This window comes from Terriglobales bacterium, assembly GCA_035651655.1.
In the GTDB taxonomy this organism is placed as follows: domain Bacteria; phylum Acidobacteriota; class Terriglobia; order Terriglobales; family Acidobacteriaceae; genus DASRFG01.
This window is the reverse complement of record DASRFG010000010.1, coordinates 59758-83516: the sequence shown is the minus strand read 5'-3', so window position 1 is coordinate 83516 and position 23759 is coordinate 59758. Positions and strand designations below refer to the sequence as shown.

The following is a 23759-nucleotide window of genomic DNA, read 5'->3' as shown; positions in this document are numbered from 1 at the left end:
AGGCGAGGGCGCCTGTGCCCACGTAAGCGGGTCAGGGGCGCACGGTCGAGGCCAGTGGTGGATTGAATTCATACAAGAAGACGGCCGCGTCAGTCTGTTGGTAAGTGTCTTCTCGACGTCCATTCCTGTCCGCAACTTGTAATCCGTAAACCTGCTCGTTGATTCCGTCGCCCGCCCAGTTATGGGAAAAAATTAACCACACACGCTTGCCGCGCAGTTTAATGAAATCATTCTGAAAGAATTCCCAATTGTGTTGAAAGACACCATTGACAATGCCGTTACGAAATCTGCTGCCGAAGACAACATAATCGCCTTTTAGACCGTAAGCCTCCGAGTAATAACGATAGGCAGGTTGGGCGTATGTGTAGATGTACCAGACATCTCCCGGCTTAGCGTGCTGCTGCACATATTGCAGAACGGGCCGGAGTTCGTGGGTCTGCATGGGATGGCGAGCAATCCTGAAACAGGCGGCTACGGGCTGTAAAAAGAGGACCACCAAGAGTGCTGCTCCGACCGGCATAGCCGAGGAATGTGTGGCCACCCAAAGCTGATAAGCGCCTGCGGCCACCAAGATGGCCAGCGCAGGAGCGAAGAAACAATAGAAGCGTCCGACAATCGGATAAAGATGCAAACTGGAAGCCGCCAAAGCAAACAACAACGGAGAGAGTAATAGGCAAAGCGTGATCCGATCTCGACGCCAGTAGTACAGGCAGCCCACAATCGCGGCAAAAACCGCAACCCCCATCAGCAAGCTCGCGGTGTTCTGCTGCAACAGAAAAACCGTCTGCAGGATGTTCTCGACATCTGCGAAGTGGCGAACGGGGGGAAATCCGAGAAACGGATAAGAGCCGGTGAGATGCGGGTCGTGGCTACGAACGCGAATCGCAAACACATAATTGAGCGCAAAACTTGCGATCCATAGAAAAAACGCCGGCGAATATGCTGCAAGGCGATGCCGGTCGTGAGCAGCCAGGCATTGCCAAACGATCGCTACTGCCACTGCAGCCAATACGAAAATCGCAGGATGTGAAAACCACGGAGCCAACGCTCCGCACAGGGCGAGCAGCACGAGTCTCCACGGAGAAGGACCGCGGTGGATGAGCCATGCGCCGGTGAGCCAAACCAGGCATGCCACTCCCGGATCGCTGCCGTAAGGTTTGAGTTCCGAAGAGTAATAAATCAGAGCGGGAGAGAGCGCAAAGAAAGCCACCGCGATGGGAACGGCGCGCTGGGAAAGGATGAGCTTCGCCAATGGAATCAGGATCAGCATGGCGGCCGAACCCCAGAGAAAGACCGGCAGCCGGAGTGCCAGTTCATGATTGCCGAACAGCAGGTTGGAGGCCTTCTCCGTAAAAAGCCAAAACCACGGCGCGACCAGGTAGTACTCCATGGTTTTAGTGAGCTCGCTAAAAGAACGGTGGGTTATGTTGATCGCCATCATGGCTTCATCGAGCCAGAGAGACCGATTGAACAGGTACTGCCGCAGGCGAAGCGCGATACCCAGGATGGCCAAACCCCAGGGTGAAACCAGATAACTGAACCTGCTCACCAAGGAACTTCGCTGATCGCGAGTTGCTGGCTGCGGGACGGTTTCGACACGCGCGCTCTCGAGGGTGTTCAGGGACTCAGCAGACATGCGGTAACGGAATTCGGGGCAATGGGAGGATAGCGTGTCCAGATTGTGCCTGTCCATTGACTGCGGCCTTTGCTCATTACCGTTTTCTGCGTCAAAATAGTGTTATCGTGCGTCAAAGTAGAGAGTAGGCTTTAAGGAGTCAGAGATGAAGACGCGTATCTTTGCAGCAATATTGAGTGGACTGGTCCTGCTGCTGGCGGGCAGTATGGCGGCGCAGCAGAGCAATACTTCGCAGATTAGCGGTGATTATATTGAAACCCGTAGCGCCGACATTTACACCGGTCAATGCTTTGCTAATGGAGAAGTGGGTCTGGTCGGCAACGAGGCGATCCTGGGCTGGCGGGTGCAGAATGGCGCATGGGACGGAGTGCGTTTGGACGGATTAAGTGTAGTGGCCGCGGTGCGTGCACGGGCGACGCTCGGTGATCCGTACGGGAAGCCGTATCCCGCGAAATCGGTGCTGATCGTGGACGACCAGGCGACGCCGGAACAGCGCACGGCCCTCGAAGCGTTTGCTCATCACATGGGCGGCGAATTGCTGGCCCACGTGGAGCGGGTGATTGCTGCACCGGTAGCATTGGAATTAGGGCATGAGGCGCAGCACCACGGAACTGCGTTGCTGCGCGCAGGTCAGTTTGCCACGGTAGAGACCCGGCCCCTCGGCGGCAAAGATCACATCTGCGGCAACGAGTACACCTTTTATCCTCCATTAACCCAAACCACACATGCCATGCCCGTCGTAGCCGTGACTGATGAATATCAAGGACCGGGTCTGGGCACCTCCTGGGAGTCGCACGGCAAACGCAGCGCATTTGTGGGCAGCTTTGCAACTAGTGAAGCGCAGACTATGGCGGCGGTTGAGGCCGGTCAGTAACAGGCTGTTGAGTTCGAATTTGACGCCGGGGTATGCTGCTCCCCGGCGTTTTTCTTTGGATGGGAGGAAAAGTTGCAAACCCGTCGGATGGCGATTATTGCTCTCCTCATATTGTCAGGCCTCGTATTGTCAGGTGCACCAATCCATGCCGCAACCGCTCCCAAAGTTGAACAGATAGGGGCATCCGATGAACCAGGCTTGCCAGACGCTCTGAAAAAGGCCCTGGAACCGAAGGGCTACCGAATCACGCTTGAAGACGGGAGCGAATGGTGCAAGATCTGGCTACGAGATAGCGTGCCAGCGAGCGGCAAGAGTGATGTGGAGGGTGCGCTTTTTCCTCAATTGGCCGAGTCCACCCTGATTGGCGTGATTTCGTTTGCTAAAACCGGAGCTACGGATTTTAGAGGACAGGGCCTCAAGCCGGGCGTTTACACCATGCGCTATGAGCTTCTGCCCAACGACGGCAACCATCTGGGTGTGGCCAACAGCCGCGACTTTGTACTGCTGGTTCGTGCGGCCGATGATCCGGATCCGAGCGCTACCTTCAAGTTCAATGACCTGGTAGAACTCAGCCGCAAGGCGACCGGAACGCGACATCCGGGCCCCATCAATCTGGCGCAGCCGGAAAGCGACACCGCACCGGCGGTGATCAAAGACGACCAGGCGCATACGATTTTTGTGGGAAAGTTGAAAATGCAATCCGGCGATCCACTGCTGATTGGAATTGTGGTGAAAGGAAAAGCGGCGGAGTAGGGGCTCGCTCCTAGGGTTTTGAGATTGAGGTCTGCTGACTGGCCACGCACTGCCATCCGCGAGTGGGCATTCTCACCCAGGTGTCAGTCCAGCGCTCGCTACGATCAATTTTTGTGCCGTCGCCATCAATTCCCTTTCCTGTCCACCGGCCGGTCGCAATAGCGCTATTCCCATAGACGCTGACCTTCACATCGCTGATGGCGTTGTGTTCCCATTTCCCACCCTTCAGGTTAGCGAGTAATTTCTTCTTACCGTAAGTCACACCATCGGCGTCGGTGTTGACGAAACTTTCGGCCAGAATGGGAGCGACTATGTCGGCCTTGCCGTCGCGCTGGGCCTCCGCCCATCTGTCTTCCAGGCCGGCGATGTATTTTTGAATGTGGGTGACCTTGTCGCGCGCCGTCAAGGGAAGCGCAACGGTTATCAAGGCCAGGCATGTTGTGGCAACAGGCACAATGCGTAGCTTCATGTGCGTTCTCCGCAGGAATACTACAGCGGTTTGCGACCATGGAGGTTGGCTGATACCACAGCGGAGGCGGCTTCCGTAAAAGAGTTTGAGCCGCAGCAGCTGGTGGGTTGCGACTTATTAGCTTCGTAAGCCGTCAGAAGTTTCTCGGCAACAGTGATTTGCGGCAAAGAAAGATTCTCCAGGCCAGCATCGAACGCCATACGGATGTAATCGGTGACCAGGCTGGCGCCGGCAATGCAGCCGACGTAGGCGTTCACGTCGGAGGCGACCGAGGCTGGCAGAGGACGCAGCAGCACCAGATCGCTTACTGCGAAGCGGCCACCCGGCTTAAGCACGCGATGGATCTCGCGGAAGACGCCAGGTTTGTCGGTGCTCAGGTTGATAACACAGTTGCTGATCACCAGGTCCACGGAACTGGACTCCGCCGGCAGCTGTTCGATTCTGCCTTTGCGGAATTCCACATTGGTGGCCCCGAGTTGAGCTGCATTCTTACGGGCAAGTGCCAGCATGTCGTCCGTCATGTCCACGCCAATAACGCGGCCGCTGGCACCCACTTTTCGCCAGGCGAGGAACGCGTCGAACCCGGCGCCGCTACCCAGATCGAGTACCGTCATACCTGGCTCTATGCCTGCGAGAGCCAGCGGATTCCCGCAGCCCAAGCTGAGGTTGGAACCCTCGCCGAGCCGGAGCTCATCCTCGGAGTAGCCGATCACGTGGCCTACATCGCTCGATGCACCGCAACCACAGCCTGGCGTCTTTTTGCTCGTAGCTGCTTCACGCGCGATCGCGCCGTAGCGCTCACGTACGGCATCAACAATTTCCGCATTCTTGCTGGGCATGGCTTTTCCTTCCTTTCGCTTTTGCCGGTTTTTCCGCCAGACCACAACTCACGGCGACGTGGGGCCATTCACCTGTGATCTGGCAACAACCGCCCGGCTCGAGCACTTGATTGAGGACGCGAACCGCTGCCAGCAACTGCGGACGCAAGCCCTCCGGTACAGCCGAAAGAATCGTTTCCGTACGGGTCTTGATTAGCCGGTCAATGCTGGCGCGTACTTCCTGGCCGCGGGCGGTGATCGCAACCTTGGCAGCGCGGCCATCGCTTCCATTGCCGCGTACCCGTTTCACCAAATCGTGGGCCTCAAGCTTCTCAAGGACCCTGGTCATGGCGCTGGGGGTGATTCCGGCGGCGGACGCAAGTCCGGATATACGGGCGCCCTCCTGCTCCGCCAAAGTGCGCAGGATGCTGCATTGGCGCGAGGTCAAGCCTTCGCAGCAGATCTCGTCCGGACCGACGCGTCCCAAACAGCGCGCCAGGCGCTCCAACTCGACCGCCCAGATTGCAGTGGGGTCCTGGGTCATGAGGAAATCATAGCCTAACTAGTTGCATTAGTCAAGCAATTATATCCAGGTTCGTCTCCTGACATGACGCCGCGTAACCGTTAAATAATCTTGAAATGAATGAAATAAAAGGAGCGCGGTCGGGATTATACGTTTGCAGCGCTAATACCTAACCATCACGCCGCCACAATGTCTTTTCCACAAATTGAGCAAGAAAAGTCGTCACTGATGTTCGGGGATGAAAGTCTAAGGTCATGCACGCCTGCGAAACCAGGTAGTTCGGCAAGGAAGGCAAACGATCCGCTCCAGTTTTAAGGGTCAGCAATGGCTGGCAGCGAGGGCAAGAAGTCCATGGAAAACGTTCAGGTAAACCGTGAGGTACAACCTCCGGTGCAGGAAGTGATCCGCGCGGCACACCAGGAACTGCGAGACCTGTTGCAGCAACGTGCGGAGATCATGAAGCGAATCGGCACGGTGAAGCAGACCATCATCGGCTTAGCAAACCTGTTTGGCGACGAGATGCTTGATGACGAACTGCTCAGCCTGGTGGAGCGCAGGAGCAACGGTCGTCAGTCGGGGTTCACGCGCGCTTGTCGCATGGTGCTGCTGGAGGCCAAGCGCCCACTGACCGCCAGAGAAATCTGTGAACATTTGCACCAAAAGTTCTCAGGTGTGCTGCTGAATCACAAGGACCCGCTGGCCTCCGTCACCACGGTGCTCAACCGCTTAGTGGAATACGGTGAAGCGCGTTCATTGCTCAACCAGCACGGTAAGCGTGTTTGGGAGTGGGTAGCAGAAAAGACGAATGGTGCGATCGGGCGGGCGTAGCGTCTGAGATTTGATCAATGCTCTCGGCGGTAGAGGGTAACCACAATCCCGCCGGGAAACTCCTTCCCCATTACCTGTGTGAAGTTTTTCTTCAAAACATTCTGAACAACTTCTGTGGTTTTGTCCGGCTCTCCATATTTCAACCGGTTGTGCGCAAGCACGAGCCAAACGCGCTGGTAATGCGACGAAAGATCGCTGAGATCGGCATTTTTCGCGTTTGCCAGGAAATCCTGTGCCGTAAGTTTTTCGCCAGAGGATGGAAAGGTCATCTGTATCCGCTGGCGGGCAGGACTGCTGACCGCGTAATACTCAAAGGGCATGCGTGCCTGGGCGGAGTGGAAGATTACGCCATCGCTGGGGAGAGCGTTAGCAAGAACATAAGAAGTAGCGCTACGCCAGTCCTCCCTGGCGAGATCGAAATCAGCGTGGTAATAAGCGAGGGTACCGCGAATCGAGAAGGCCAGCAGCGCCAACAAAACTCCGACGGCTAGAAGTCGGGGGCGCAAACGAGCGACGCCATCTGCTGCCAACAATACTAAAGGCGCAACACACGGGAACATGTAGCGGGGCAGAAAAACCGATTTGATCAAGGAAAATCCTAGCGTCAGAACCACCGGCAACAGCAACCAGCTGAGCAGAAACAAATACGGCCATGTGCTTTCCCAAGACTTCTGACGCGCAAATGTCTGGCGTGAGAAAGCCCGACCTGCCGCCGCGTTGCGGGTGAGAACATCAACCGTGGTCGCTACGACAGACCACGACGTCAGCCCAGACGCAATCGCGACCCCACAACTGGCAACATAAATAAGCAGCAGGAGGTTACCGCCATTGCCAGTCAGGTGGAGGGCGAAGCGATGCAGGTCGGCGGAGCCAGGGCGGGGTATCCAATTCAGCGGACCAAGACCGCGCGAGGCAATAAATACACCGAGCGGAAGCACGAGCACCCCGATGATCTTGAGGCTTCGCGAAAAATCCGCACGTGCGGCCGGACGAGGGAAAAAATACGCAGCCAGCCACTGGGCAATGACCAGTAATACCGCGAAAAAATGACTGTAGATCGCAAGCGCGCTGAAGATGACGTATGACACCCAGTTCCCTTGCGTGGAGGACCGGAGTCCGCGCAAATAGAACACCGACGAGAGCAGCGCGAGCAAGAAAAAAAGACTGTAGCTGCGGGCTTCCTGGGCATAACGAATGTGCCAGGCGTGCACCGCCAGCAGGGCCGCGGCGATGAGTCCCGGGCGTTGACCCAAAAGATCTTTTCCCAGCAGGTAGATGACTGGAATAGCGGCGACCGAGAAAATCGCCGAGAGGCTGCGCACAAAAAACTCACCCTGGCCGAAGTGAAGCCAAATACGCAGCAGACCGTAGTAGAAGGCCATGTTGGCCTCGCGGCGCCACAGAATGTGCAGCAGGTTGGGCCAGTCAAGCCGGGAGATCATCACGCTGACGCCTTCATCAAGCCAGAAGCTCTTGCGGGTGAGGTAGAGCAATCGCAAAACGGCTGCCGAAACGGTGATGGCAGTTATGGAAATGGCAGGGAAGTATTGCCGGCCGGTAGAAAGTGCCTCAATGGTCTGTGGTGGGGAGGGCACAGAAGAAGTCCGCATTCGTGGACATTGTATTAGGGTCGGCAGCTCAGGGGCTAAAGTCCTGTCTAGCGCTGCATGGAAACGCAGGGCTGGCGAGCAGGGCTCGCCCGGACAGGGGCGGCTGTCCCCACGTGAGTTCACTAATCTCGTCCTGGATCAGCCGCCGATGTGGACCATGGTGCGCGAGGCGGGAACAAAGTCGGGCTCGCCGATGTGGTGGCGCTCTTCTTTGCGTTGAATCACGCCGCGTATAAATTCGACCAGTTCATCATCCGAGGCGCCACGGTGCATGAGACCGGCGAGGTCATGGTCCCAGACGGAGAAGAGGCAGGTTCGGATCTTGCCATCAGAGGTCAGGCGCACGCGGCTGCACTGGCCGCAGAAGGGGTGCGAAACCGGGGCAATAATGCCAATCTCGCCGATGCCATCGGCAAAGCGGTAACGGCGTGCCGTCTCGCTGCGTTGATGCGGAATCTCTACCAGCGGGTGAAAGGCAGCCATACGCTCCAGGATTTCGGGCAAAGTGACCACGATCTCCGGGGACCACACGCGGTCTTCCTCGAGCGGCATGAATTCGATGAAGCGGAGCACTACCCCTTCTTCACGGGCGAAGCGGCCGAACGCGGGAATCTGATCGTCGTTGAAACCACGCAGAAGAACGCAATTAACTTTTACTGGCGAGAGACCGGCGCGTTGCGCCGCGCGGATGCCGGCAATCACGTTTTCAAAACCGTCATGCACGCGCGTAATCCGTGCAAAGCGCTCAGCATCAACCGCATCCATGCTGACGGTTACGCGGTTAAGACCGGCGTCCTTGAGTGGCTGTGCCATCTCGGCCAGCAAATGACCGTTGGTAGTGATCGCCAGATCGAGCGGTTCCCCGTCGCTGTTTCGAACCCAAGACAGGTCGCGCACGAAATCTACCAGACCCTTGCGCAGCAGAGGCTCACCACCGGTGATGCGGACCTTCTTAATCCCCAGACTGGCGAAAATCCGGGCCATGCGAAAGTAATCAGAGAAGGGCAGATCCGCATATATCGCGCCCTGATTGCCGGTGCGGCAATAGACACACTTGTAATTGCAGCGATCGGTGACGGAAATCCTGAGATCAGTGATAGGCCGGCCGAATTTGTCGGTCAAATTCATCAAAGTCTTGGGTTCGTGGGAAGAGAAATAGAAACAAGGCAGGAGATGCCCCGCTCGTTTCCTTTCCAAAGGCTTCTCACGAAGCACGGGAGGCGCGGGCGTTTCCACCAGCACCCTCGGCCTTCTTCGCTGAAGAAGGCGCCGCCACCGCAGCCAAGGTATGCCCAGGTCGCAGCGGTCGGAAACAGGTTTTCATTATAGTCCGGAGGAGGCTTGGTGGGAATTAGCGGCCGAAAGGCGATGATTGCGAAGCTGCGGGCGCACGTTGCGGCGCCAACTGCAGCCACTCTGCCCGGAGAGCGGAGCGGTGGGCAGGTGGATGCAACCGGGAAAGCAGCCCGTGATCGCGAGCCTGAAGGATAGCGGCTTTGATTCTGGCCCGGTCGGCGATGGGCCACATATTTTGCAACTCCGCCCAGGCCAGGGCTTCGCGGCCACTGTACAGATAGGCCACGACAATGCTCAAAACCAGACCCTTGGTGCGGTCGAACTCCGGCGCGAATAAATTCCCAGCCTTATAATTTTGAAATTCACGAATCATTTGCGGCGTGAGGCGACGGCGAGCTTCCAAAATTTGGCGGTCATAATCGCGCAAGTGTGCACTGCTGGCATTGAACCACTGGCGACCGCGCAGGTGGACTACAAGCCGGGGCATCGGACTAAAGACATGAGAGGTTTCGAAATAATCGAAGCCACCGTCGCGGGTCCAAACCTCGGTACTCTTTGTCCCGCGCCGAAAATCAAAGCGCGCCTCGTTCATCACCTCCGCTAGAAGCCGCGGCGGATTGCTGAGCGACACAAAAGAATACGTCCAACAACAGTGGACCCCACCCGAGTACGCTTCGAGAACGACATCGGGTGAGCCGTCGTGGTTGAGGTCCGAACCGGTGATGGGATGGAGCCGCACCGCCCAGTTGCCAGTCTGAAAAACCACGCGACCGTGGGAGTCGCGGATTTCTGCCTGACAAGGCGCGAGCTCAGCTTGTTGCTGGCTGCTCGCAGGAGCAATGCGCAGGCTAAAGCCGCCCCATAAAGAGGAGGACAACATTCCCACACCGCGGGAGCAACCGCTGGCCGCGAGCCCGAGCAGAGCGCTGGCACGAGAAAACGGAGCCGAACCTTGAAAAGCCGCACCTGGAAAAGATGTGGCTTGGGCGGAGGCTGTGACACAGATCCCCGCCAGAAGTATTGTTAGTAATCGCCGGTACATGAGTTTCAGGAATCATCCGGCAGAACTGCAGGCGAGACAATCGGTGGGTCACCTTAGAGAGAACTAATTCGAACCATATGGTTCAACCTAGAGGGTGCGCTTGAACAGCGGGGTAGCAATGCTCAGGGTGGTGATGGCGAATAGGATGAGGTAAGCAAAATCTGGCCAGATGGCTACGATTCCAGCTTCTTTTAGCAGCAAGGATTTGAAACCGTGAACGGCATAGGTGAAGGGATCCACGCGCGCGATCCCTCGCAGCCACCATGGGAAGGCCTGGATCGGGTAAATTGAGCCACTAGGAAAAAACAGCAGAGTGTTAAGAATGCCGAAGATGGCGCGAGGCACAAGGGGATCCTCGACGCGCACCATCAGCAGAAACATCATTCCGTTAAAGGCCAGCGAGGTCAGGGTAATCAGCACGAAGAGCCAGAGAATGGTCATGGGATCGAAGATCGTGCCCACTCCGGCCAGCATGGCGCCCACCACAGTAATGACAATGCCGGAGGCAATCGCCTTCAACGCGCCGGCCACATTCAGGCCCAGCACCAACTCGGTCTTGGTAATCGGCGTCACCAGATATCCCTCGTGAACACCGCGTGCTTTGTCGTCAATGTAGAGCATGCCGCCGCCGATCATCACCGACACAAACATGGCCAGGGCGATGGAGCCGGGTAAAAGATATTTCATGTACTCGATATAGGGATAGAGTTCCACAACGTCGAGCACCGTCTTCTGCAGCACTCGGGGTTCAATATCGGGCTGGTTGAGCGCATTGGTTAAGGTTGTAAGCGATTGCTCCAATGTCGAGCTCATGAAATTGTCGCTGTTGTCCACGACCAGCGCGATGCGGGGATGGTTCTGCTCGTAAACACGGCGGGAATATTCCGGCGGGATTATCACTGCGCCCTGGATTTGGCCATTACGCACATCCTCGACGGCCTGGCTCTCGCTCTGGTAATACACGGGAGCAAAGGTGCGCAAGTTGGCTTGCACGGCATTGAAAGCCTCGCGAATCTTTATGGACTGGGTGCCGTTGTCCTGGTCCACAACCCCCAGGCGAGCGTCGCGGATCTTGCCCCCGAAAGCATTTCCAAGCACGATGAGCTGCACCAGGGGAAAGACCATGGCGACCATCATCAGAGCAGGCGAGCGCACGAATTTGCGGAGTTCGCGTTCAACGATTGCCAGCATTCGATTCATGGGCGTAACCCTGGCCGCTCCGGCATGACGAAGCCGTAGGCTTTGACCGCCTCGTCGCGTAATTGCCGTCCGGTGTAATGAACGAAGACGTCGTCCAACGTGGTGTTTTGCACTGTGAGGGAGCGGATTTCTACTCCCGATTTGACCGCCAGCTCCACCAATTCCATGGTGGTACGCGACCCATTGCTGGTGAGGACGCGGTACATATTCCCACCTTCGGGCTGCACGGAATTCACCTCCGGCAAACTGCGGAGACGCTGTTCCCAATCCGCAGGCGGACTGGAAAACTGGGCCTCGATTACGTTGGAGCCGGGTACGCTGTCCTTGAGTGCCTTGGGAGTGTCGAGAGCGACCAGCTTGCCGTGATCCACGATGGCGATGCGGTCGCACAAGCGATCCGCCTCGTCCATGTAGTGGGTAGTAATCAGAATGGTCAGGCGACGCCGGCTTTTTATGTTACCCAGCATCTCCCAGACGGCAACGCGCGAGACCGGGTCAAGGCCGGTGGTAGGCTCGTCGAGAAAGAACATTTTGGGACTGTGGACGAGGCCGCGAGCGATCTCCAACCTCCGACGCATGCCACCGGAAAGAGTTTTGGTTTGCGCGGCACGCCACTTGGTGAGATCAACCAGCTCAAGCAGTTCGTCAATGTTGCGCTTCCGATCTTTGGCAGGAACGTCGTAGAGCTTGGCGTAAATATTGAGGTTTTCTTCCACCGAAAGATCGAGGTCGCTGGTGAGGGCCTGCGGAATCACGCCGATGCAGCGGCGGGCTGCATCAGGCTCGCGGCTCACGTCGTGGCCGGCAATGCGCGCCGCGCCGGCGGTAATTGGTAGGAGGGTCGTCATCATGCGGATCAGCGTGGATTTGCCGGCACCGTTCGGCCCCAATAGCCCGAAGGTCTCGCCCTCATAGACGGTAAAAGAGACATCGTCCACCGCAGTGAAATCGCCGTACTTTTTGACGATGTGGTCTACTTCTATGGCTTTGGGCAGAGGAGCGCCGCTGGCATCAACAGTCGAGAAGCCAGTGTTGCCGTTGCCGGATTGGGAGTCCGCAATCATGGTTGTTGTCCAGAGCCTGCTTGTGGTGACTGTGCAGGCTGGAAGTGCGGCCCCGTGCCCGCGCGTGCAGATTCAAGATGCGCGTACGGCACCAGCACGTCGGCTGTCATGCCGGGAACGTACAGTTCGCTAGGATTCGCGATGCGAAGCTTCAGGGCGACGGTCTTGATGTCGCGCTTACGGCGGCTGACGTCGCGCTGCGTGGCGAAATCGCCTTCCACGGCCTTGAAGTAAACCTTTCCTGGAATAACCTGGCCGCTGGGCATCCGGATGTTGAAGGTATCTCCCAAAGCAATGTGATCGGCGTAGGTTTCCGGGATGGCGGCGCGGACCCAGGAGTCGTTCAGGTCCACGATGGTGACGATGGCTTGTCCCGGATTGACGACTTCACCTTCGCGCGCGGCACGCACCGAGACGGTGCCGCTCACCGGGGCAACAATGCGCGTGTAGCCCAGGCGGACTTCCGCCTGCTGACGTTGCGCCACAGCACTGAGCATGTCCGCACGGGTGGCGGCAACGGTGCTGGCGGCCGCTCGCGCCTGGTGAGTGCGGGCCACGGTTGACTTCAAATCCGCTTGTGCAGCCCGGACCTGGTCTTGCAGAGCTCTGACCGCGGCTTGCTCAGCCTTCAGTTGTAACTCGGCATGATCGCGGTCCTGTTGCGAAGCCACGCCTTGATCAGCCAACGAAACGATGCGGTCGCGGTCGGCGCGGATTCGATCTAGATCGGCTTCGGCTTGCGCGAGCTGTGAGCGCACTGACTGCAGCTTGGCTTCCGCCATGCCGACATCGCTGTACGTAGTTCCTTTAGTAGCGGCTTCCGTGGCTTCGGTCTGGGCCACCTTGGAGCGCATCCCCTTTGTGGTGGCGGCAAGGGCGCGCTCTTGCTGCTGCAATTCGGCGGGATCGAGCAGTGCAATCACATCCCCGGCTTTGACCTGCGTGCCTTCTTCGACCAGCAACTTATCAATGCGGCCCTGGATGCGGGCGCTCACGATTACCTGATTCGCGTCCACCACGCCGATGAGTTCCAGATCTTTGGTGCGGTTGGTGGAGAAAGCGTAATAAAGACCCGCGCCTACAAAGATGACCACAAGAAGTATGAGAACTTTATTACGCGCACTCACGGCTGGCTACCTTTCTGACTTCGCTTCTCGGCCTGGCCTTCGGACGACTGCGAATTTTGAAACAGGGCCGCGGAAACAAAGTCGAGCACGGCCGCCCGGCGGGCAGCAACGCGTTCCGGAGAAAGTGGGTCGCCGGGCACCATGCGAGCAAAAACCATGCTGCTGCTGAAATAAAAAACGATGAGGGCGACGGTTGAGGAAATGAATTGCGCGGGATCAACCGGGCGAAAATCTCCGCGCTCGATTCCTTCTCTAAGTACGCTGGAAACTCCCGTGAAGATCGGTCGCAGGTACCGGTCCGCGATGCGGCGCAGATGCGGCGAAGCGGTGCGTCCCGCACGCATGAACTCACGCTGCACAATGCGCGGCAGCTGCGGGTTGCTAGCCAGGTAATCGAAGTGCGCACCGACGTAGGCCAGGTACTTCTCTTTCGGCGGCAGATGGTGTTTCAGGACGTTGAGGACGCGCTCGGCGAGTCCTGCGAAAACATGGTCCAGCACCGCGCCGTATAGCGTTTCTTTGTCTTTGAAATAGTAGTAGAGCAGCGCTTTATTGACCGCGGCCGCCCTGGCTATGGCGTCAGTACGCGCGCCGGCCACGCCCTCCTCCGCGAACTCGCGCATCGCCGCATCGAGAATGGCGGCGCGCGTCTGCTCCGGCTGGCCGCGAGTACCGAGGCGGGGCTTGCGGCTGGTTTTGTGGGTGAGCGTGGGCAAGGAATACTCCTAATTAACCAGTTAGTTATATTACATTAACTGATACCCAGATCGCAAGCCCTCGTATATATGAGGTCAAAAGCTGGATCCTTCTAGGTAATTACGCCTACGGCCATTTCGAAATTCAGAACAAAAGTTAAGTTTTTGCTTGCAACGGGACAAAGGTTAGCTAAAGATGCATTCGCTGATGAGCATCAGTTCCGGTGGGAGAACATACGATGAAATCGCCAATCACAGTGGGGTTCCTATTAAGTTCTTTGGCAGCTTTTTCTCAAGTGCCCGGACCCCCAGCTACGCCTGCTGTTTCTGCCCAGAGGCAAGTCACAATTTTCGTGAGCGCAGTCGATCGTGGCGGCAACCCGCTGCAGAGCCTGACCAAGGACCAGGTTTCGGTGGTAGATAACAATCAGCCAGGAACGGTGCAGGAGGTTCGCAATGCAACCGAGCTGCCGCTTCATCTGGGTATGGTTCTTCTATGCTCGAAAACCCATTTCGCACAAGAACAGAAGGCTGCCATTGACCTGGCTCATAAGGTGTTGCGTCCCAATGTTGATAAAGCATTTGTGCTCGCGGCGGGAGGCGAAAAGGGGGGTACTTCACAGCTCGAATGGTTGCCGGACGCCGATCGGGTTGAAGCGGCAATTCACGCGCTAGACAAGGACTCTGGCCTGCCGGACCCATTCAACTTCGACCTGAGCAATTACTCCGTTGCCACCACGCGTATGAATATTCAGCAAATTGCCAGCGGCGGGCCGAATGTGTTCGATTTCATTTGGAAGTTTATGGACACCGACTTAAGGCCAGCGCGGCGGGCGATCGTTCTGTTTCGTAACCCGTGGGGGCACAGCCCGGGATTGGACAGCAGATTTCACGAGATCATAGAGGCCCGGCACAACAAAATTATCGCTGACGCACAAGAGATATGGGCGGCGTTGTACGTCATCGGAGTGGAAGAACGTGTGGCTCCGCCCCCGGCTGATTTGGGCCGAACCTATGCTCCGACGCTTACCGGTCAAGGTGGACAAGAACGGGTTTACGACCAGGAAATGGATAAGTTGCGTAACCGACAATACAACGCCGGACGTAACAATGTGGAGCGCCTGGGGGTGGAAACGGGTGGTGGAGTTTGGTTGAATCCCAAGAAGGATTTCTCCGATGCCGTGGCGGCAATTGCCAATCGGCTGAAGGGCTCGTATGCGCTCTCCTATTCAGTGCCACAGAACGTCGGCGGAGCCGTGCACTCGCTGCAGGTGAGAGCTAACCATCAGGATGCGCACATCGCGACACAGAAGGAATATTTCGCTCGTCAATAGTTGCCAACTTGCGGGTCATGACCTGAAGAAACCGGTTAGCTTTTTTGGCGAGACATTTGTACCCGACCCGCGTCTAACAGCCAATCAGCGCTGCTGATATTTGAGGCAAGCACTCGGCCGCCAAACGGAGCTTACATATGACGGGATCCCAAATATTGAAAGTCCTCAGTGCTGTAGCCCTGGGTGTGATTGCCATAAACATAACCGCTGCCCTGAACGCCGGTCCTGAGAGCAGTTCGTCTGACCATTCGCAGTACACAAAAGACAACGAGCTAGTCCGGCCGGAGAGTTACCGCGACTGGGTCTATCTCTCGTCAGGTTTAGGCATGAACTATTCCGCGACTCCCGGCTCCCATCAATTGTTCACGAACGTCTTCGTTCCGCAGTGGGCCTATCGCGAATTCCTGGGCAGCGGAAAATGGCCGGACAAAACCATGTTCGTGGTAGAAGAACGGGAACCCCAGACCAAGGGCTCTATTAATAAGAGCGGGCATTTCCAAACCGATTTTGCGGGCATGGGAGTTGAGGTCAAGGACGCCAAGTTTCCCGACAAATGGGCGTACTTTAATTTCGGCCCTACGGGACGTGCCGCGAAAGCCAACCCCAAAGAAGCCTGCTGGCAATGCCATGAGGAGCACGCAGCGGTGGAGCACTCATTTGTGCAGTTCTATCCCACGTTAAAGCCAGTGGCGCAGAAGTTCGGTACCTATCACGAGAAAGACTAGACGGAATCTTTGGGGCGATGGCGGAGGTAGCAGTCTCACGCTAACCTGTCTCCCTGCTAACAGGGAATTTAACAGGGAAAAGCCCCGTATTTTGGGGAGGGGGCCTCAGTAATTCTGCCGTAAGTGGTTGCTCTAGCTTTACATCGGAGCGAGAGGCGGCTTCAATAGCGGAATCGTAACAGGGAATTATCAGGGATTCGTTTTCACTGATACGTGTTCATTGCAGGGTCTTTAGAACCGATTTGTTGGGCTGAACCCAAGCTGCCGACGCTGCTCACTCCAGTTCGGGGGCAGATGTCGGAACAATTGGCTCAGTTTCAGATCCGCTGGTTGCCGACCATTGAGGATGGCCTCGACGATATCAGGAGCGAGGAATGCGCATCGCAACACGCGACTGACATAACGTTCGTTGAGCCTGATGTCTCGGGAAAGCGCGTGGATACTCGACGATTCACCGTGAATGATGCGTTCGTACCATTGATGGGCGCGGGCAACGGCCTTTAGCATGGAGGGGATCACCTCTGCAGGCGCTTCCCCTTTAGGCGGAACTACCACTCGGATCTCACCGCCATGGCGCTCGAATCGAGTTTCGATATCTAGCCGAAGCAGATTCTCGGCACTCTTGTTTTCCTTAACTGCCGGTAGTGCGTGGACATCAGTCTGACCGAACAGCACGGCGCGAAGGGCTCTCTGTTGGAGGAACAGCTCGATCTTCTCTCCGTAGACGATCACCCGCGCGATGATATTCCTTACCACGATTTGCATCTGATATGCCGACCCGTCAGACCATTTATGGGCCATGGAAGATGCGGCGGCGACGAGTGCCTGAGTCACCGATGCACGGTCCTCAGCCGTCCCTAACCCGTCGACTACTTCTCTTGTTGATCGGAGGAAAGACTGAAGCCGGGACAACACCAGTTTTTCAATGTGGTATGCCGGAATGCGAGCTGGCGCACTTTGTGGCCGACCAGCGTTCTTCACATGTTGCTGGCAAACGTAATAGCGGTAACGCTTGCCCGCTTTGACAGTGTGCGATGGCGTGAATCGATTGCCCGCGGCATCCTGCAGCAACCCTGTCAATAGGTTTGATGATTTTAGATTGGGACGGTTTCGTCTTGGGTAATGATTGGTCCTGAGTTGTGTCTGTACTTTGTCCCACACCTCCCGCGAGACGATCGCTTCGTGCTCGCCAGGATAGGTTTGTTCGCCATGAGTTATCTCGCCCAAGTAGATTTGATTTTGCAGGAGCGCATAGAGCGCACCTCGCGAATACACGGCTCCTCCCGCCCTGGTTCCAGATGCACTGATTCGCACCTTGCTCCGAACCCCCTGACGGTCGAGATGAACTTTGAGCTTTGAGACACATCCCAGTTCAAGATAGGTCTGATAGATGGTGCGGATGAGTTTTGCCTCTTCCAAATTAACGAGAAGTTTGCGTTGTTTCAGATCGTACCCGAGCGGCACTCTGCCACCCATCCACATACCTTTGCTTTTAGAGGCAGCGATTTTGTCGCGAATGCGTTCGCCGGTGAGCTCCCGTTCAAATTGCGCGAACGACAGCAATACATTGAGGGTCAGCCTTCCCATTGAGGTCGTGGTGTTGAACTGCTGGGTGACGGAAACGAAGCTGACCCCGTGTGCGTCAAAGGCTTCGATGATCTTGGCAAAGTCGGCCAAGCTGCGGGTCAGACGGTCGACTTTGTAGACCACCACGGTGTCGATCTTGCGGGCCGTAACATCATCGAGGAGACGCCGGAGCGCTGGGCGATCCATGTTGCCGCCGGAGTACCCGCCATCATCGTAATGAGTTTCCAGAGCGCGCCAGCCCTCATGTCGCTGGCTGACGACAAACGCCTGAGAGGCTTCTCGCTGCGCGTCGAGGGAGTTGAAAGATTGCTCAAGACCCTCCTCTGATGATTTGCGAGTGTAGATCGCACAGCGTACGGTCGATTTGCGCCCCGCACTCATGGGGTACGTTCCGCTTTGTTCACATTATTTTCTTTGATCTTCAAGCCAAAGAAGAGTGGACCGGACCAACGGGTCCCCGTAATCAGGCGAGCGATTTCCGACAGGCTCGAGTAGCACGCGCCCTTGTATTCATAACCATCGTCCTCAACCGTAACCGTGTGGGTCTCTCCCCTCCACTCGCGAAGCAGACGGGTGCCTGGCTTCACCCGAGGTGCGAGTGAGAGTGGAGTATCGGGATCGGCTTCAAGTGCGTGAGCAATCTGGCGCAGGCGTCGGGAAGCCGAGGCGCTAAGCCCGCCATAAGCTTGCACCTGAATGCCATAGGAAAGAATCGGAAGCATGAGACTCTTGGACATATGCTGGGGTGGCTGCTTACCGAAAAGTGCACCCCAAACGGCACGCAGTTCGGCGTTGGTCATCTGTGTTAACTCCAACAGGCGTCGGATGGTGTTGTCGGCCATGGGCGCAGCTCCGGCAAGCATTCCCGCTTCCTTTCCGGGTGAAGTCAAGTCCAATCTGAGGGCGTTGTCTTGAGGCCCGACATGTGGCTCGCACCCGGTGCAGGGGGGCAAGCGCAGGTACTAGCTGTTGGTTGGTCCTGAACCATGTTGAGCAATCTTTTTTGAGGATTGCTCTTGTGGCCTGAGGAGAAGCAGTTCTATATTTATGTCCACCCCAGTTTTTAAGGCGCGGAAAATGTGAATCCGGAAAGGATTTGCGATGTCCGCGCCAATGGCTTCCCGCAAGCAGCTCAAATCCCCTTCACACTCTCATCACCGGCTGTCAATCACCTATCGTGCCATTAAAGATCTGAGGCCCAATCCTGAGAACCCGCGACTACATAGCGATAAGCAAGTCCGACAAATTTCCCGCAGCATCGAAGTCTTCGGTTTCAATGTTCCGGTCCTAGTCGACGCCCAGCTGCGCGTCATCGCAGGTCACGGCCGACTTCAGGCTTGCAGGCTGCTTAAACTCACCCAAGTGCCGACCATCAGTCTCGAACACCTGACGGAAGCCCAAGCGAGGGCCTTCCTGATCGCCGATAACCGGCTCACCGAGAATGCCGACTGGGACGGCGGTCTCTTGGCCGAGCAGTTCAAGGCTCTTTCTGAAGCCGACATCGATTTCAGCATCGATGTAACTGGCTTTGAGATGGGCGAGATCGACCTACTCATCGAGGGGCTCGAGCCGGCGGTCGAGGGTGGAATGGATAATGCCGACTCCTTGCCCGAAGCAGGCGCCCAAGTCAGCCACCATGAAGATCTATGGCTACTCGGACCGCACCGCGTCTATTGCGGCAACGCACTCAACCAAAGCAGCTACGCGAATCTCATGAATAGCAAGCGTGCTGCGATGGTGTTTACGGATCCGCCCTACAACGTACCCATCGCAGGACACGCCAGCGGACTGGGGGCCATTCAGCACGCCAATTTCAAAATGGCCTCCGGTGAAATGACCCAGCCGGAGTTCATGGATTTTCTGACTGCGGCCTGTGGACTGCTCTCGGCCCACAGCGTTGATGCTTCGATTCACTTTGTCTGCATGGACTGGCGGCATATGGGCGAGCTGCTCAGTGCTGGCGCTCAGGTCTACTCTGAGCTCAAGAACGTTTGTGTCTGGGCCAAGAACAATGCCGGGATGGGTTCGCTTTACCGCAGCCAGCATGAGCTGGTGTTCGTATTCAAGAGCGGCATAGGGACTCACCGCAACAATGTCCAACTGGGCCAGTACGGTCGCTATCGTAGCAATGTCTGGCGCTACCCGGGCGTGAACTCCTTCTCACGATCAACTTCGGAAGGTAATCTGCTTGCCCTGCATCCCACCGTCAAACCAGCCGCCTTAGTAGCGGATGCCATCATGGATTGCTCAGCAAGGGGCGAGATCGTTCTCGACGCGTTTCTGGGTAGCGGTACCACGGTAATCGCAGCGGAACGGACCGGCCGCATTTGCTACGGAATCGAACTCGACCCTGTCTACGTCGACGCCATTATTCGTCGCTGGCAGTCTTTCAGCGGACAAAGCGCGTTACACGGCCATTCGGGCCGGAGCTTCACGGAATTGGAGGAAACCGCTGCCCAGGAGGTCACACAATGCCCAGAAAGATTGAAGGCCAGATCCCGGATCGTCAGCGTGGACAACAAGAACAATCTCTATCCGGGCCAGAAAACAAAGACCGCACTGCCGCTCCAAAGCGCAAGGAAGGTTCGATCCCCGAAGTTATCGGCTACTGCAATCCTCCGACGCACACCCGCTTCCAGAAAGGAAAGTCGGGCAACCCGCAAGGCCGTCCCAAGGGTAAGCATAACCTCTCGAAAGTGCTTACCAAAACGCTTAATGAAAGGGTCCTCATCAACGAAAACGGTCAACGGAAGAGGATTACCAAGTTTGAAGCGACAATCAAACAACTAACCAATAAGGCGGCGTCCGGCGATCTCCGGGCCATCATGCAGGTTTTGCAAGTAAAAAGATCGGCGGAGGAAATGCCAATTCCGCAGGGGCAAGAATCGGAACCCGCTGCAATGGAAGATGCCGATTTAAAGGTACTGGAAGGTGTTCGCAAGCGCTTAGTAAGCACTCGAGAAGACGAGGGAAAAGGCGGAACGCATGAATCCTGAAGTGACCCCCGAGGAATACCGTGTCATTCTGCGCCGGGACTTCTTTACCTTCCTGGAGCGCAGCTTCCATGAGCTGAATCCTCAAACTACTTTCTGGCCCAATTGGCACATCGAGAAGATCGCCGCCGGATTGGAGTCCTGCCGTCGCGGCGAAACCAGGCGGCTCATCATCAATGTTCCGCCTCGCTCGCTAAAATCGCACTGCGCATCGGTCGCTTTCGTAGCCTGGCTCCTCGGCCATAACCCCAGCACTCAGGTGATCTGCGCCAGTTATGCGCAAGATCTGGCCAACAAGCACGCCATTGACTGCCGCGCCCTGCTGGCCAGCGACTGGTACCAACGGCTCTTTCCGGGGGCACGACTCTCCCCACAAAGACAGGCTGTACAGGAGTTTATGACTACCGAGAAGGGCTTCCGACTGGCGACCTCTGTCGGGGGCGTGCTAACGGGTCGAGGTGCAGATTTCCTCATTATCGATGATCCGCTCAAACCCGATGAAGCTTTATCGGAGTCTCAACGCACGGCGGTAAACGATTGGTACGATCACACCCTTTACAGCCGCCTCAACGACAAGCGCAACGGCTGCATCATTCTTATCATGCAGCGGCTCCACGAAGATGACCTGGTGGGGCATGTCAAAGCTCAAGAATCGTGGGAATCGCTTTGCTTTCCAGCCATTGCGGAAGAAGACGAGATCCACGTGATTCCTACGCTGTTCAAGAGTCGAACGGTCCGACGCAGGCTTGGAGAAGCACTCCATCCCCAGCGGGAACCATTAGAGCTACTCCAGCATTTGCGCGAAACCCAAGGTGAATACAACTTTGCTGGTCAGTATCAGCAGGCGCCCGCTCCGCTCGGCGGGGGCATGATAAAACAGTCCTGGTTCCAGTACTACACTCCCGCTGATCTGCCTCCCACGTTTGAGCTGGTTTTTCAGAGTTGGGATACCGCAAACAAGAACACTGAATTGAGCGATTTTAGCGTCTGTACCACTTGGGGAATGCAAAATAGACAGCTTTACCTCCTGCATGTATTGCGCAAACGCATGGATTATCCCGAACTCAAACGGGCTGTGCATGCCCAAGCGGAAGAGTTTCGTCCCATCAACGTCTTAATTGAGGACAAAGCCTCGGGAACCCAATTGATTCAGGAGCTGGTCTACGAACGGGTGCATGGCGTGACTCGCTACGCACCCACCATGGACAAAATCATGCGCTTGCACTCGGCCTCCGCCACCATTGAGAACGGATTTGTGTTCCTGCCTCCAAAAGCAGTTTGGCTAGCTGAATACCTTCATGAACTAACCACGTTCCCTAAAAGCAAGCACGACGATCAGACCGATTCTACCTCGCAGGCGTTAGATTGGGCGAAACAGCGCTATCTGGGGCCGGGCCGCGGGTTGATCCAATTTTGGGAGCAGCAAATAGACAAGCGCCGTTCGCCGTCGGTCCCCGCATAAGAAAGGCGTACACATTGTTGTCGTCTTCTTGTGAGACACATTAGAATTCTACAAACAGAACGCATTCCACAGATGAGCACTTTCATGCCACAAATGTGTGAAGGCACGACCCGCCGGATGCCAGTGTCACCGATTCGACTTGTGCTGAAAGTTGTTAAGAAGAAATAACATATCGACGTATTTTGAAATCCACCAACAGTTGGAACCAGAGTTGCTCGCCAGAGTACCTGGTTGTGGCTTCCCCTGCCGCGCTCCCCGCCATAACGAACGGGCCCCCGTAATCCTGGAGGCAGTCCCAATGAACGCTCAGCGCCAGAACTCTTTCTGTAATCTGCGTTCCAATTTGTCTTCCACAGTTGTCCGCCCGAGCAAATCTCCGCCTAGAAGCTTGAGTTCCTAATTCAGATCTGGGACCACGCAACCAAAGCAAACACGCGTCGCGCTTGGAGTGTGCGCTAAACCGGAGGCAGTTCGATGGCTACGGTCTTTTGTTTCGCGGAAAAACGGAGTCACGTATCACAGATCTCCCGCATTTTGCAGACAGCTCATCACCAAGTGACTGGCTGTTACTCCATACGAGAGGCGATCAGGCAGCTCGGAAACGACCATTTCGATGTTGTCGTCACTGACTACAACACGAAACACAAGCATGGATTGCGTGTGCTCCGTGCCGCGAAGCAGATCGGCAGTGCGCCGGTTGTTGTTATTTCACGAAAATTGGCGGAGGCATTCCAGGCTGGTGACCCATATGCCGACTTGTATTTGGACGAGCCGGTGAACCCGCAAGAGCTGGCGACGCTCGTGGAGGTACTGGCTGGCGCTGCCACACCGGTTATGTCTCCAAGTCCCACGACGGCAAATGTTCCCCTGCCCGACACCAAAGCAGCCATCGCGGCTGCGTAGCCAGATTGATCTGAGGTGAAAATATGAGAGCTTTACGGCTGCTCGCGGTTCTCTTGCCCTTTGCCAGCTTGGCAATTGCTCAGACTGCAAAGAAATCCTCGCATAGCACATTTTCAGCCACGCCCATGACCCGTGCGCAAGCGGCCGAGGTCCTACAAGCAAGCTTAGCTGCCGCCGGAGGAACCGCTGCGCTGAGTCAAATCCGAGATTACGTGGGCGTCGGCACTATCACCTACTATTGGGCGGGCAAGGAGGTAAAGGGTGAGGCCACAATCCGAGGCCGGGGCACAGCCCAGTTTCGCTTAGATGCCAAAGTGGCTGGAGGAGTGCGTTCTTGGGCCGTAAGCAATGACTTCGGTCAGGTGAAAGAAATCGACGGTACCATCTCGCAAATTCCTTATCACAATGCCATAGGCCTAAGAGCGCTAACGTTTCCCGGGCTGAGAATGATGGAGGCGGCTCTCGGGCATAACCTCACGATCTCTGCCAAGACAATCGCTATGCGCGGCGGGAAGTTTCACGAGGTCGCTGTCCAACCGCAGCTTCCCGATAACAAACTGAGCCATCTTGCTGCCATGAACTACTTCATCGACCCGAACACTTTCGCCATCGTCGCTGTTCACAATCAGACACACCCGAACGAAACGATGACGCGGGATATTCCACATGCCGTCTACTACTCCGATTTCCGAGTCGTAAACGGGAGCCTAGTACCGTTCTCCATTGCCGAGACGCTCGATACAAACCGCACTTGGTCCTTGCAGCTAAATAGTGTCACCTTCAACACCGGACTAACTGATGCGGACTTTCGCTTTTAAGC

Annotated in this window: 23 protein-coding genes and 1 riboswitch; of the genes, 10 read left to right on the top strand and 13 right to left on the bottom strand. The window is 56.4% G+C overall.

Translation table 11 applies throughout. The features are described from left to right. Window positions 1-31: 31 nt before the first annotated feature. A complete protein-coding gene (locus tag VFA76_04880) occupies window positions 32-1636 on the bottom strand; it encodes a hypothetical protein (GenBank protein HZR31170.1) in 1605 nt (534 codons plus the stop codon). Between the two features lie 145 nt (window positions 1637-1781). On the opposite strand from VFA76_04880, the gene VFA76_04875 reads away from it, so the two are divergent. Both VFA76_04875 and VFA76_04870 read left to right on the top strand, forming a co-directional pair. Then, the gene (locus VFA76_04875) at window positions 1782-2510 is read left to right on the top strand and encodes a DUF1326 domain-containing protein (protein HZR31169.1); all 729 of its coding nucleotides are present in this window, start codon (window positions 1782-1784) and stop codon (window positions 2508-2510) included. Between the two features lie 126 nt (window positions 2511-2636). Next, the gene (locus VFA76_04870; GenBank protein HZR31168.1) at window positions 2637-3263 is read left to right on the top strand and encodes a hypothetical protein; all 627 of its coding nucleotides are present in this window, start codon (window positions 2637-2639) and stop codon (window positions 3261-3263) included. 10 nt (window positions 3264-3273) lie between these two features. Here the strand turns inward: VFA76_04870 and VFA76_04865 are convergent, their stop codons facing one another. Genes VFA76_04865 through VFA76_04855 form a run of 3 tightly spaced genes read right to left on the bottom strand, consistent with a single transcriptional unit; the run spans window position 3274 to window position 5094 of the window. Beyond that, on the bottom strand, window positions 3274-3732 hold the full coding sequence (locus VFA76_04865; GenBank protein HZR31167.1) for a nuclear transport factor 2 family protein: 459 nt from the start codon (window positions 3730-3732) through the stop codon (window positions 3274-3276). A 20-nt stretch (window positions 3733-3752) separates the two neighbouring features. Continuing rightward, the gene (gene arsM, locus VFA76_04860) at window positions 3753-4571 is read right to left on the bottom strand and encodes an arsenite methyltransferase (protein ID HZR31166.1); all 819 of its coding nucleotides are present in this window, start codon (window positions 4569-4571) and stop codon (window positions 3753-3755) included. Continuing rightward, window positions 4543-5094, bottom strand: coding sequence for a MarR family transcriptional regulator (locus tag VFA76_04855; GenBank protein ID HZR31165.1), 552 nt, complete (start codon window positions 5092-5094; stop codon window positions 4543-4545). Before VFA76_04855 ends, arsM begins: the two co-directional genes overlap by 29 nt. A gap of 303 nt (window positions 5095-5397) precedes the next feature. Here VFA76_04855 and VFA76_04850 point away from each other — a divergent pair, with 303 nt between their 5' ends. Then, window positions 5398-5901 carry a hypothetical protein gene (locus VFA76_04850; protein HZR31164.1) on the top strand — a complete coding sequence of 168 codons (504 nt, stop codon included), beginning with the start codon at window positions 5398-5400 and terminating at the stop codon, window positions 5899-5901. A gap of 14 nt (window positions 5902-5915) precedes the next feature. On the opposite strand, the gene VFA76_04845 is transcribed toward VFA76_04850, so the two are convergent. The 7 genes from VFA76_04845 to VFA76_04815 all read right to left on the bottom strand — a co-directional run bounded on the left by VFA76_04845 (window position 5916) and on the right by VFA76_04815 (window position 13956). Next, on the bottom strand, window positions 5916-7511 hold the full coding sequence (locus tag VFA76_04845; GenBank protein ID HZR31163.1) for a glycosyltransferase family 39 protein: 1596 nt from the start codon (window positions 7509-7511) through the stop codon (window positions 5916-5918). 138 nt (window positions 7512-7649) lie between these two features. Then, on the bottom strand, window positions 7650-8639 hold the full coding sequence (gene moaA / locus VFA76_04840; protein ID HZR31162.1) for a GTP 3',8-cyclase MoaA: 990 nt from the start codon (window positions 8637-8639) through the stop codon (window positions 7650-7652). A gap of 42 nt (window positions 8640-8681) precedes the next feature. Further along, window positions 8682-8835: riboswitch (molybdenum cofactor riboswitch) on the bottom strand. A gap of 27 nt (window positions 8836-8862) precedes the next feature. Continuing rightward, a complete protein-coding gene (locus tag VFA76_04835; protein HZR31161.1) occupies window positions 8863-9687 on the bottom strand; it encodes a hypothetical protein in 825 nt (274 codons plus the stop codon). A 249-nt stretch (window positions 9688-9936) separates the two neighbouring features. After that, window positions 9937-11040 (bottom strand): ABC transporter permease, encoded by a 1104-nt coding sequence (locus tag VFA76_04830; protein ID HZR31160.1) that lies wholly within the window; start codon window positions 11038-11040, stop codon window positions 9937-9939. Between the two features lie 5 nt (window positions 11041-11045). Beyond that, complete coding sequence (locus VFA76_04825) at window positions 11046-12113, bottom strand: ATP-binding cassette domain-containing protein (GenBank protein ID HZR31159.1); 1068 nt, start codon at window positions 12111-12113, stop codon at window positions 11046-11048. After that, a complete protein-coding gene (locus tag VFA76_04820; GenBank protein ID HZR31158.1) occupies window positions 12110-13240 on the bottom strand; it encodes an efflux RND transporter periplasmic adaptor subunit in 1131 nt (376 codons plus the stop codon). Before VFA76_04820 ends, VFA76_04825 begins: the two co-directional genes overlap by 4 nt. Further along, on the bottom strand, window positions 13237-13956 hold the full coding sequence (locus tag VFA76_04815; GenBank protein ID HZR31157.1) for a TetR/AcrR family transcriptional regulator: 720 nt from the start codon (window positions 13954-13956) through the stop codon (window positions 13237-13239). Before VFA76_04815 ends, VFA76_04820 begins: the two co-directional genes overlap by 4 nt. 332 nt (window positions 13957-14288) lie before the next feature. Here VFA76_04815 and VFA76_04810 point away from each other — a divergent pair, with 332 nt between their 5' ends. Both VFA76_04810 and VFA76_04805 read left to right on the top strand, forming a co-directional pair. Further along, entirely contained in the window at window positions 14289-15269 is a 981-nt protein-coding gene (locus VFA76_04810) for a hypothetical protein (protein HZR31156.1), read from the top strand. Window positions 15270-15406: 137 nt separating this feature from the next. Next, window positions 15407-15994 carry a cytochrome P460 family protein gene (locus VFA76_04805; protein HZR31155.1) on the top strand — a complete coding sequence of 196 codons (588 nt, stop codon included), beginning with the start codon at window positions 15407-15409 and terminating at the stop codon, window positions 15992-15994. Window positions 15995-16225: 231 nt separating this feature from the next. Here the strand turns inward: VFA76_04805 and VFA76_04800 are convergent, their stop codons facing one another. Beyond that, window positions 16226-17962, bottom strand: a complete 1737-nt coding sequence (locus tag VFA76_04800) for a recombinase family protein (protein ID HZR31154.1) — start codon at window positions 17960-17962, stop codon at window positions 16226-16228. Further along, a complete protein-coding gene (locus tag VFA76_04795) occupies window positions 17959-18444 on the bottom strand; it encodes a DUF2924 domain-containing protein (GenBank protein HZR31153.1) in 486 nt (161 codons plus the stop codon). The genes VFA76_04800 and VFA76_04795 overlap by 4 nt, the downstream gene beginning before the upstream one ends. A gap of 250 nt (window positions 18445-18694) precedes the next feature. Between VFA76_04795 and VFA76_04790 the strand changes: the two genes are divergently transcribed. The 5 genes from VFA76_04790 to VFA76_04770 all read left to right on the top strand — a co-directional run bounded on the left by VFA76_04790 (window position 18695) and on the right by VFA76_04770 (window position 23757). Then, window positions 18695-20371 (top strand): DNA methyltransferase, encoded by a 1677-nt coding sequence (locus VFA76_04790; GenBank protein HZR31152.1) that lies wholly within the window; start codon window positions 18695-18697, stop codon window positions 20369-20371. Window positions 20372-20442: 71 nt separating this feature from the next. Beyond that, window positions 20443-20577 carry a hypothetical protein gene (locus tag VFA76_04785; protein HZR31151.1) on the top strand — a complete coding sequence of 45 codons (135 nt, stop codon included), beginning with the start codon at window positions 20443-20445 and terminating at the stop codon, window positions 20575-20577. Continuing rightward, a complete protein-coding gene (gene terL, locus VFA76_04780) occupies window positions 20567-22036 on the top strand; it encodes a phage terminase large subunit (protein ID HZR31150.1) in 1470 nt (489 codons plus the stop codon). Before VFA76_04785 ends, terL begins: the two co-directional genes overlap by 11 nt. A 474-nt stretch (window positions 22037-22510) precedes the next feature. Next, a complete protein-coding gene (locus VFA76_04775; protein ID HZR31149.1) occupies window positions 22511-22939 on the top strand; it encodes a response regulator in 429 nt (142 codons plus the stop codon). Between the two features lie 23 nt (window positions 22940-22962). Further along, complete coding sequence (locus VFA76_04770; GenBank protein ID HZR31148.1) at window positions 22963-23757, top strand: hypothetical protein; 795 nt, start codon at window positions 22963-22965, stop codon at window positions 23755-23757. Window positions 23758-23759: the final 2 nt, after the last annotated feature.

Bases quoted from the DNA above. Each gene is read 5' to 3' on its own strand.
- VFA76_04880 (HZR31170.1), bottom strand. From the start codon at position 1,636: ATGTCTGCTGAGTCCCTGAACACCCTCGAGAGCGCGCGTGTCGAAACC.
- VFA76_04875 (HZR31169.1), top strand. From the start codon at position 1,782: ATGAAGACGCGTATCTTTGCAGCAATATTGAGTGGACTGGTCCTGCTG.
- VFA76_04865 (HZR31167.1), bottom strand. From the start codon at position 3,732: ATGAAGCTACGCATTGTGCCTGTTGCCACAACATGCCTGGCCTTGATA.
- arsM (HZR31166.1), bottom strand. From the start codon at position 4,571: ATGCCCAGCAAGAATGCGGAAATTGTTGATGCCGTACGTGAGCGCTAC.
- VFA76_04855 (HZR31165.1), bottom strand. From the start codon at position 5,094: ATGACCCAGGACCCCACTGCAATCTGGGCGGTCGAGTTGGAGCGCCTG.
- VFA76_04850 (HZR31164.1), top strand. From the start codon at position 5,398: ATGGCTGGCAGCGAGGGCAAGAAGTCCATGGAAAACGTTCAGGTAAAC.
- VFA76_04845 (HZR31163.1), bottom strand. From the start codon at position 7,511: ATGCGGACTTCTTCTGTGCCCTCCCCACCACAGACCATTGAGGCACTT.
- moaA (HZR31162.1), bottom strand. From the start codon at position 8,639: ATGAATTTGACCGACAAATTCGGCCGGCCTATCACTGATCTCAGGATT.
- VFA76_04835 (HZR31161.1), bottom strand. From the start codon at position 9,687: ATGTTGTCCTCCTCTTTATGGGGCGGCTTTAGCCTGCGCATTGCTCCT.
- VFA76_04830 (HZR31160.1), bottom strand. From the start codon at position 11,040: ATGCTGGCAATCGTTGAACGCGAACTCCGCAAATTCGTGCGCTCGCCT.
- VFA76_04825 (HZR31159.1), bottom strand. From the start codon at position 12,113: ATGATTGCGGACTCCCAATCCGGCAACGGCAACACTGGCTTCTCGACT.
- VFA76_04805 (HZR31155.1), top strand. From the start codon at position 15,407: ATGACGGGATCCCAAATATTGAAAGTCCTCAGTGCTGTAGCCCTGGGT.
- VFA76_04800 (HZR31154.1), bottom strand. From the start codon at position 17,962: ATGAGTGCGGGGCGCAAATCGACCGTACGCTGTGCGATCTACACTCGC.
- VFA76_04795 (HZR31153.1), bottom strand. From the start codon at position 18,444: ATGCTTGCCGGAGCTGCGCCCATGGCCGACAACACCATCCGACGCCTG.
- VFA76_04790 (HZR31152.1), top strand. From the start codon at position 18,695: ATGGCTTCCCGCAAGCAGCTCAAATCCCCTTCACACTCTCATCACCGG.
- VFA76_04785 (HZR31151.1), top strand. From the start codon at position 20,443: ATGCCAATTCCGCAGGGGCAAGAATCGGAACCCGCTGCAATGGAAGAT.
- terL (HZR31150.1), top strand. From the start codon at position 20,567: ATGAATCCTGAAGTGACCCCCGAGGAATACCGTGTCATTCTGCGCCGG.
- VFA76_04775 (HZR31149.1), top strand. From the start codon at position 22,511: ATGGCTACGGTCTTTTGTTTCGCGGAAAAACGGAGTCACGTATCACAG.
- VFA76_04770 (HZR31148.1), top strand. From the start codon at position 22,963: ATGAGAGCTTTACGGCTGCTCGCGGTTCTCTTGCCCTTTGCCAGCTTG.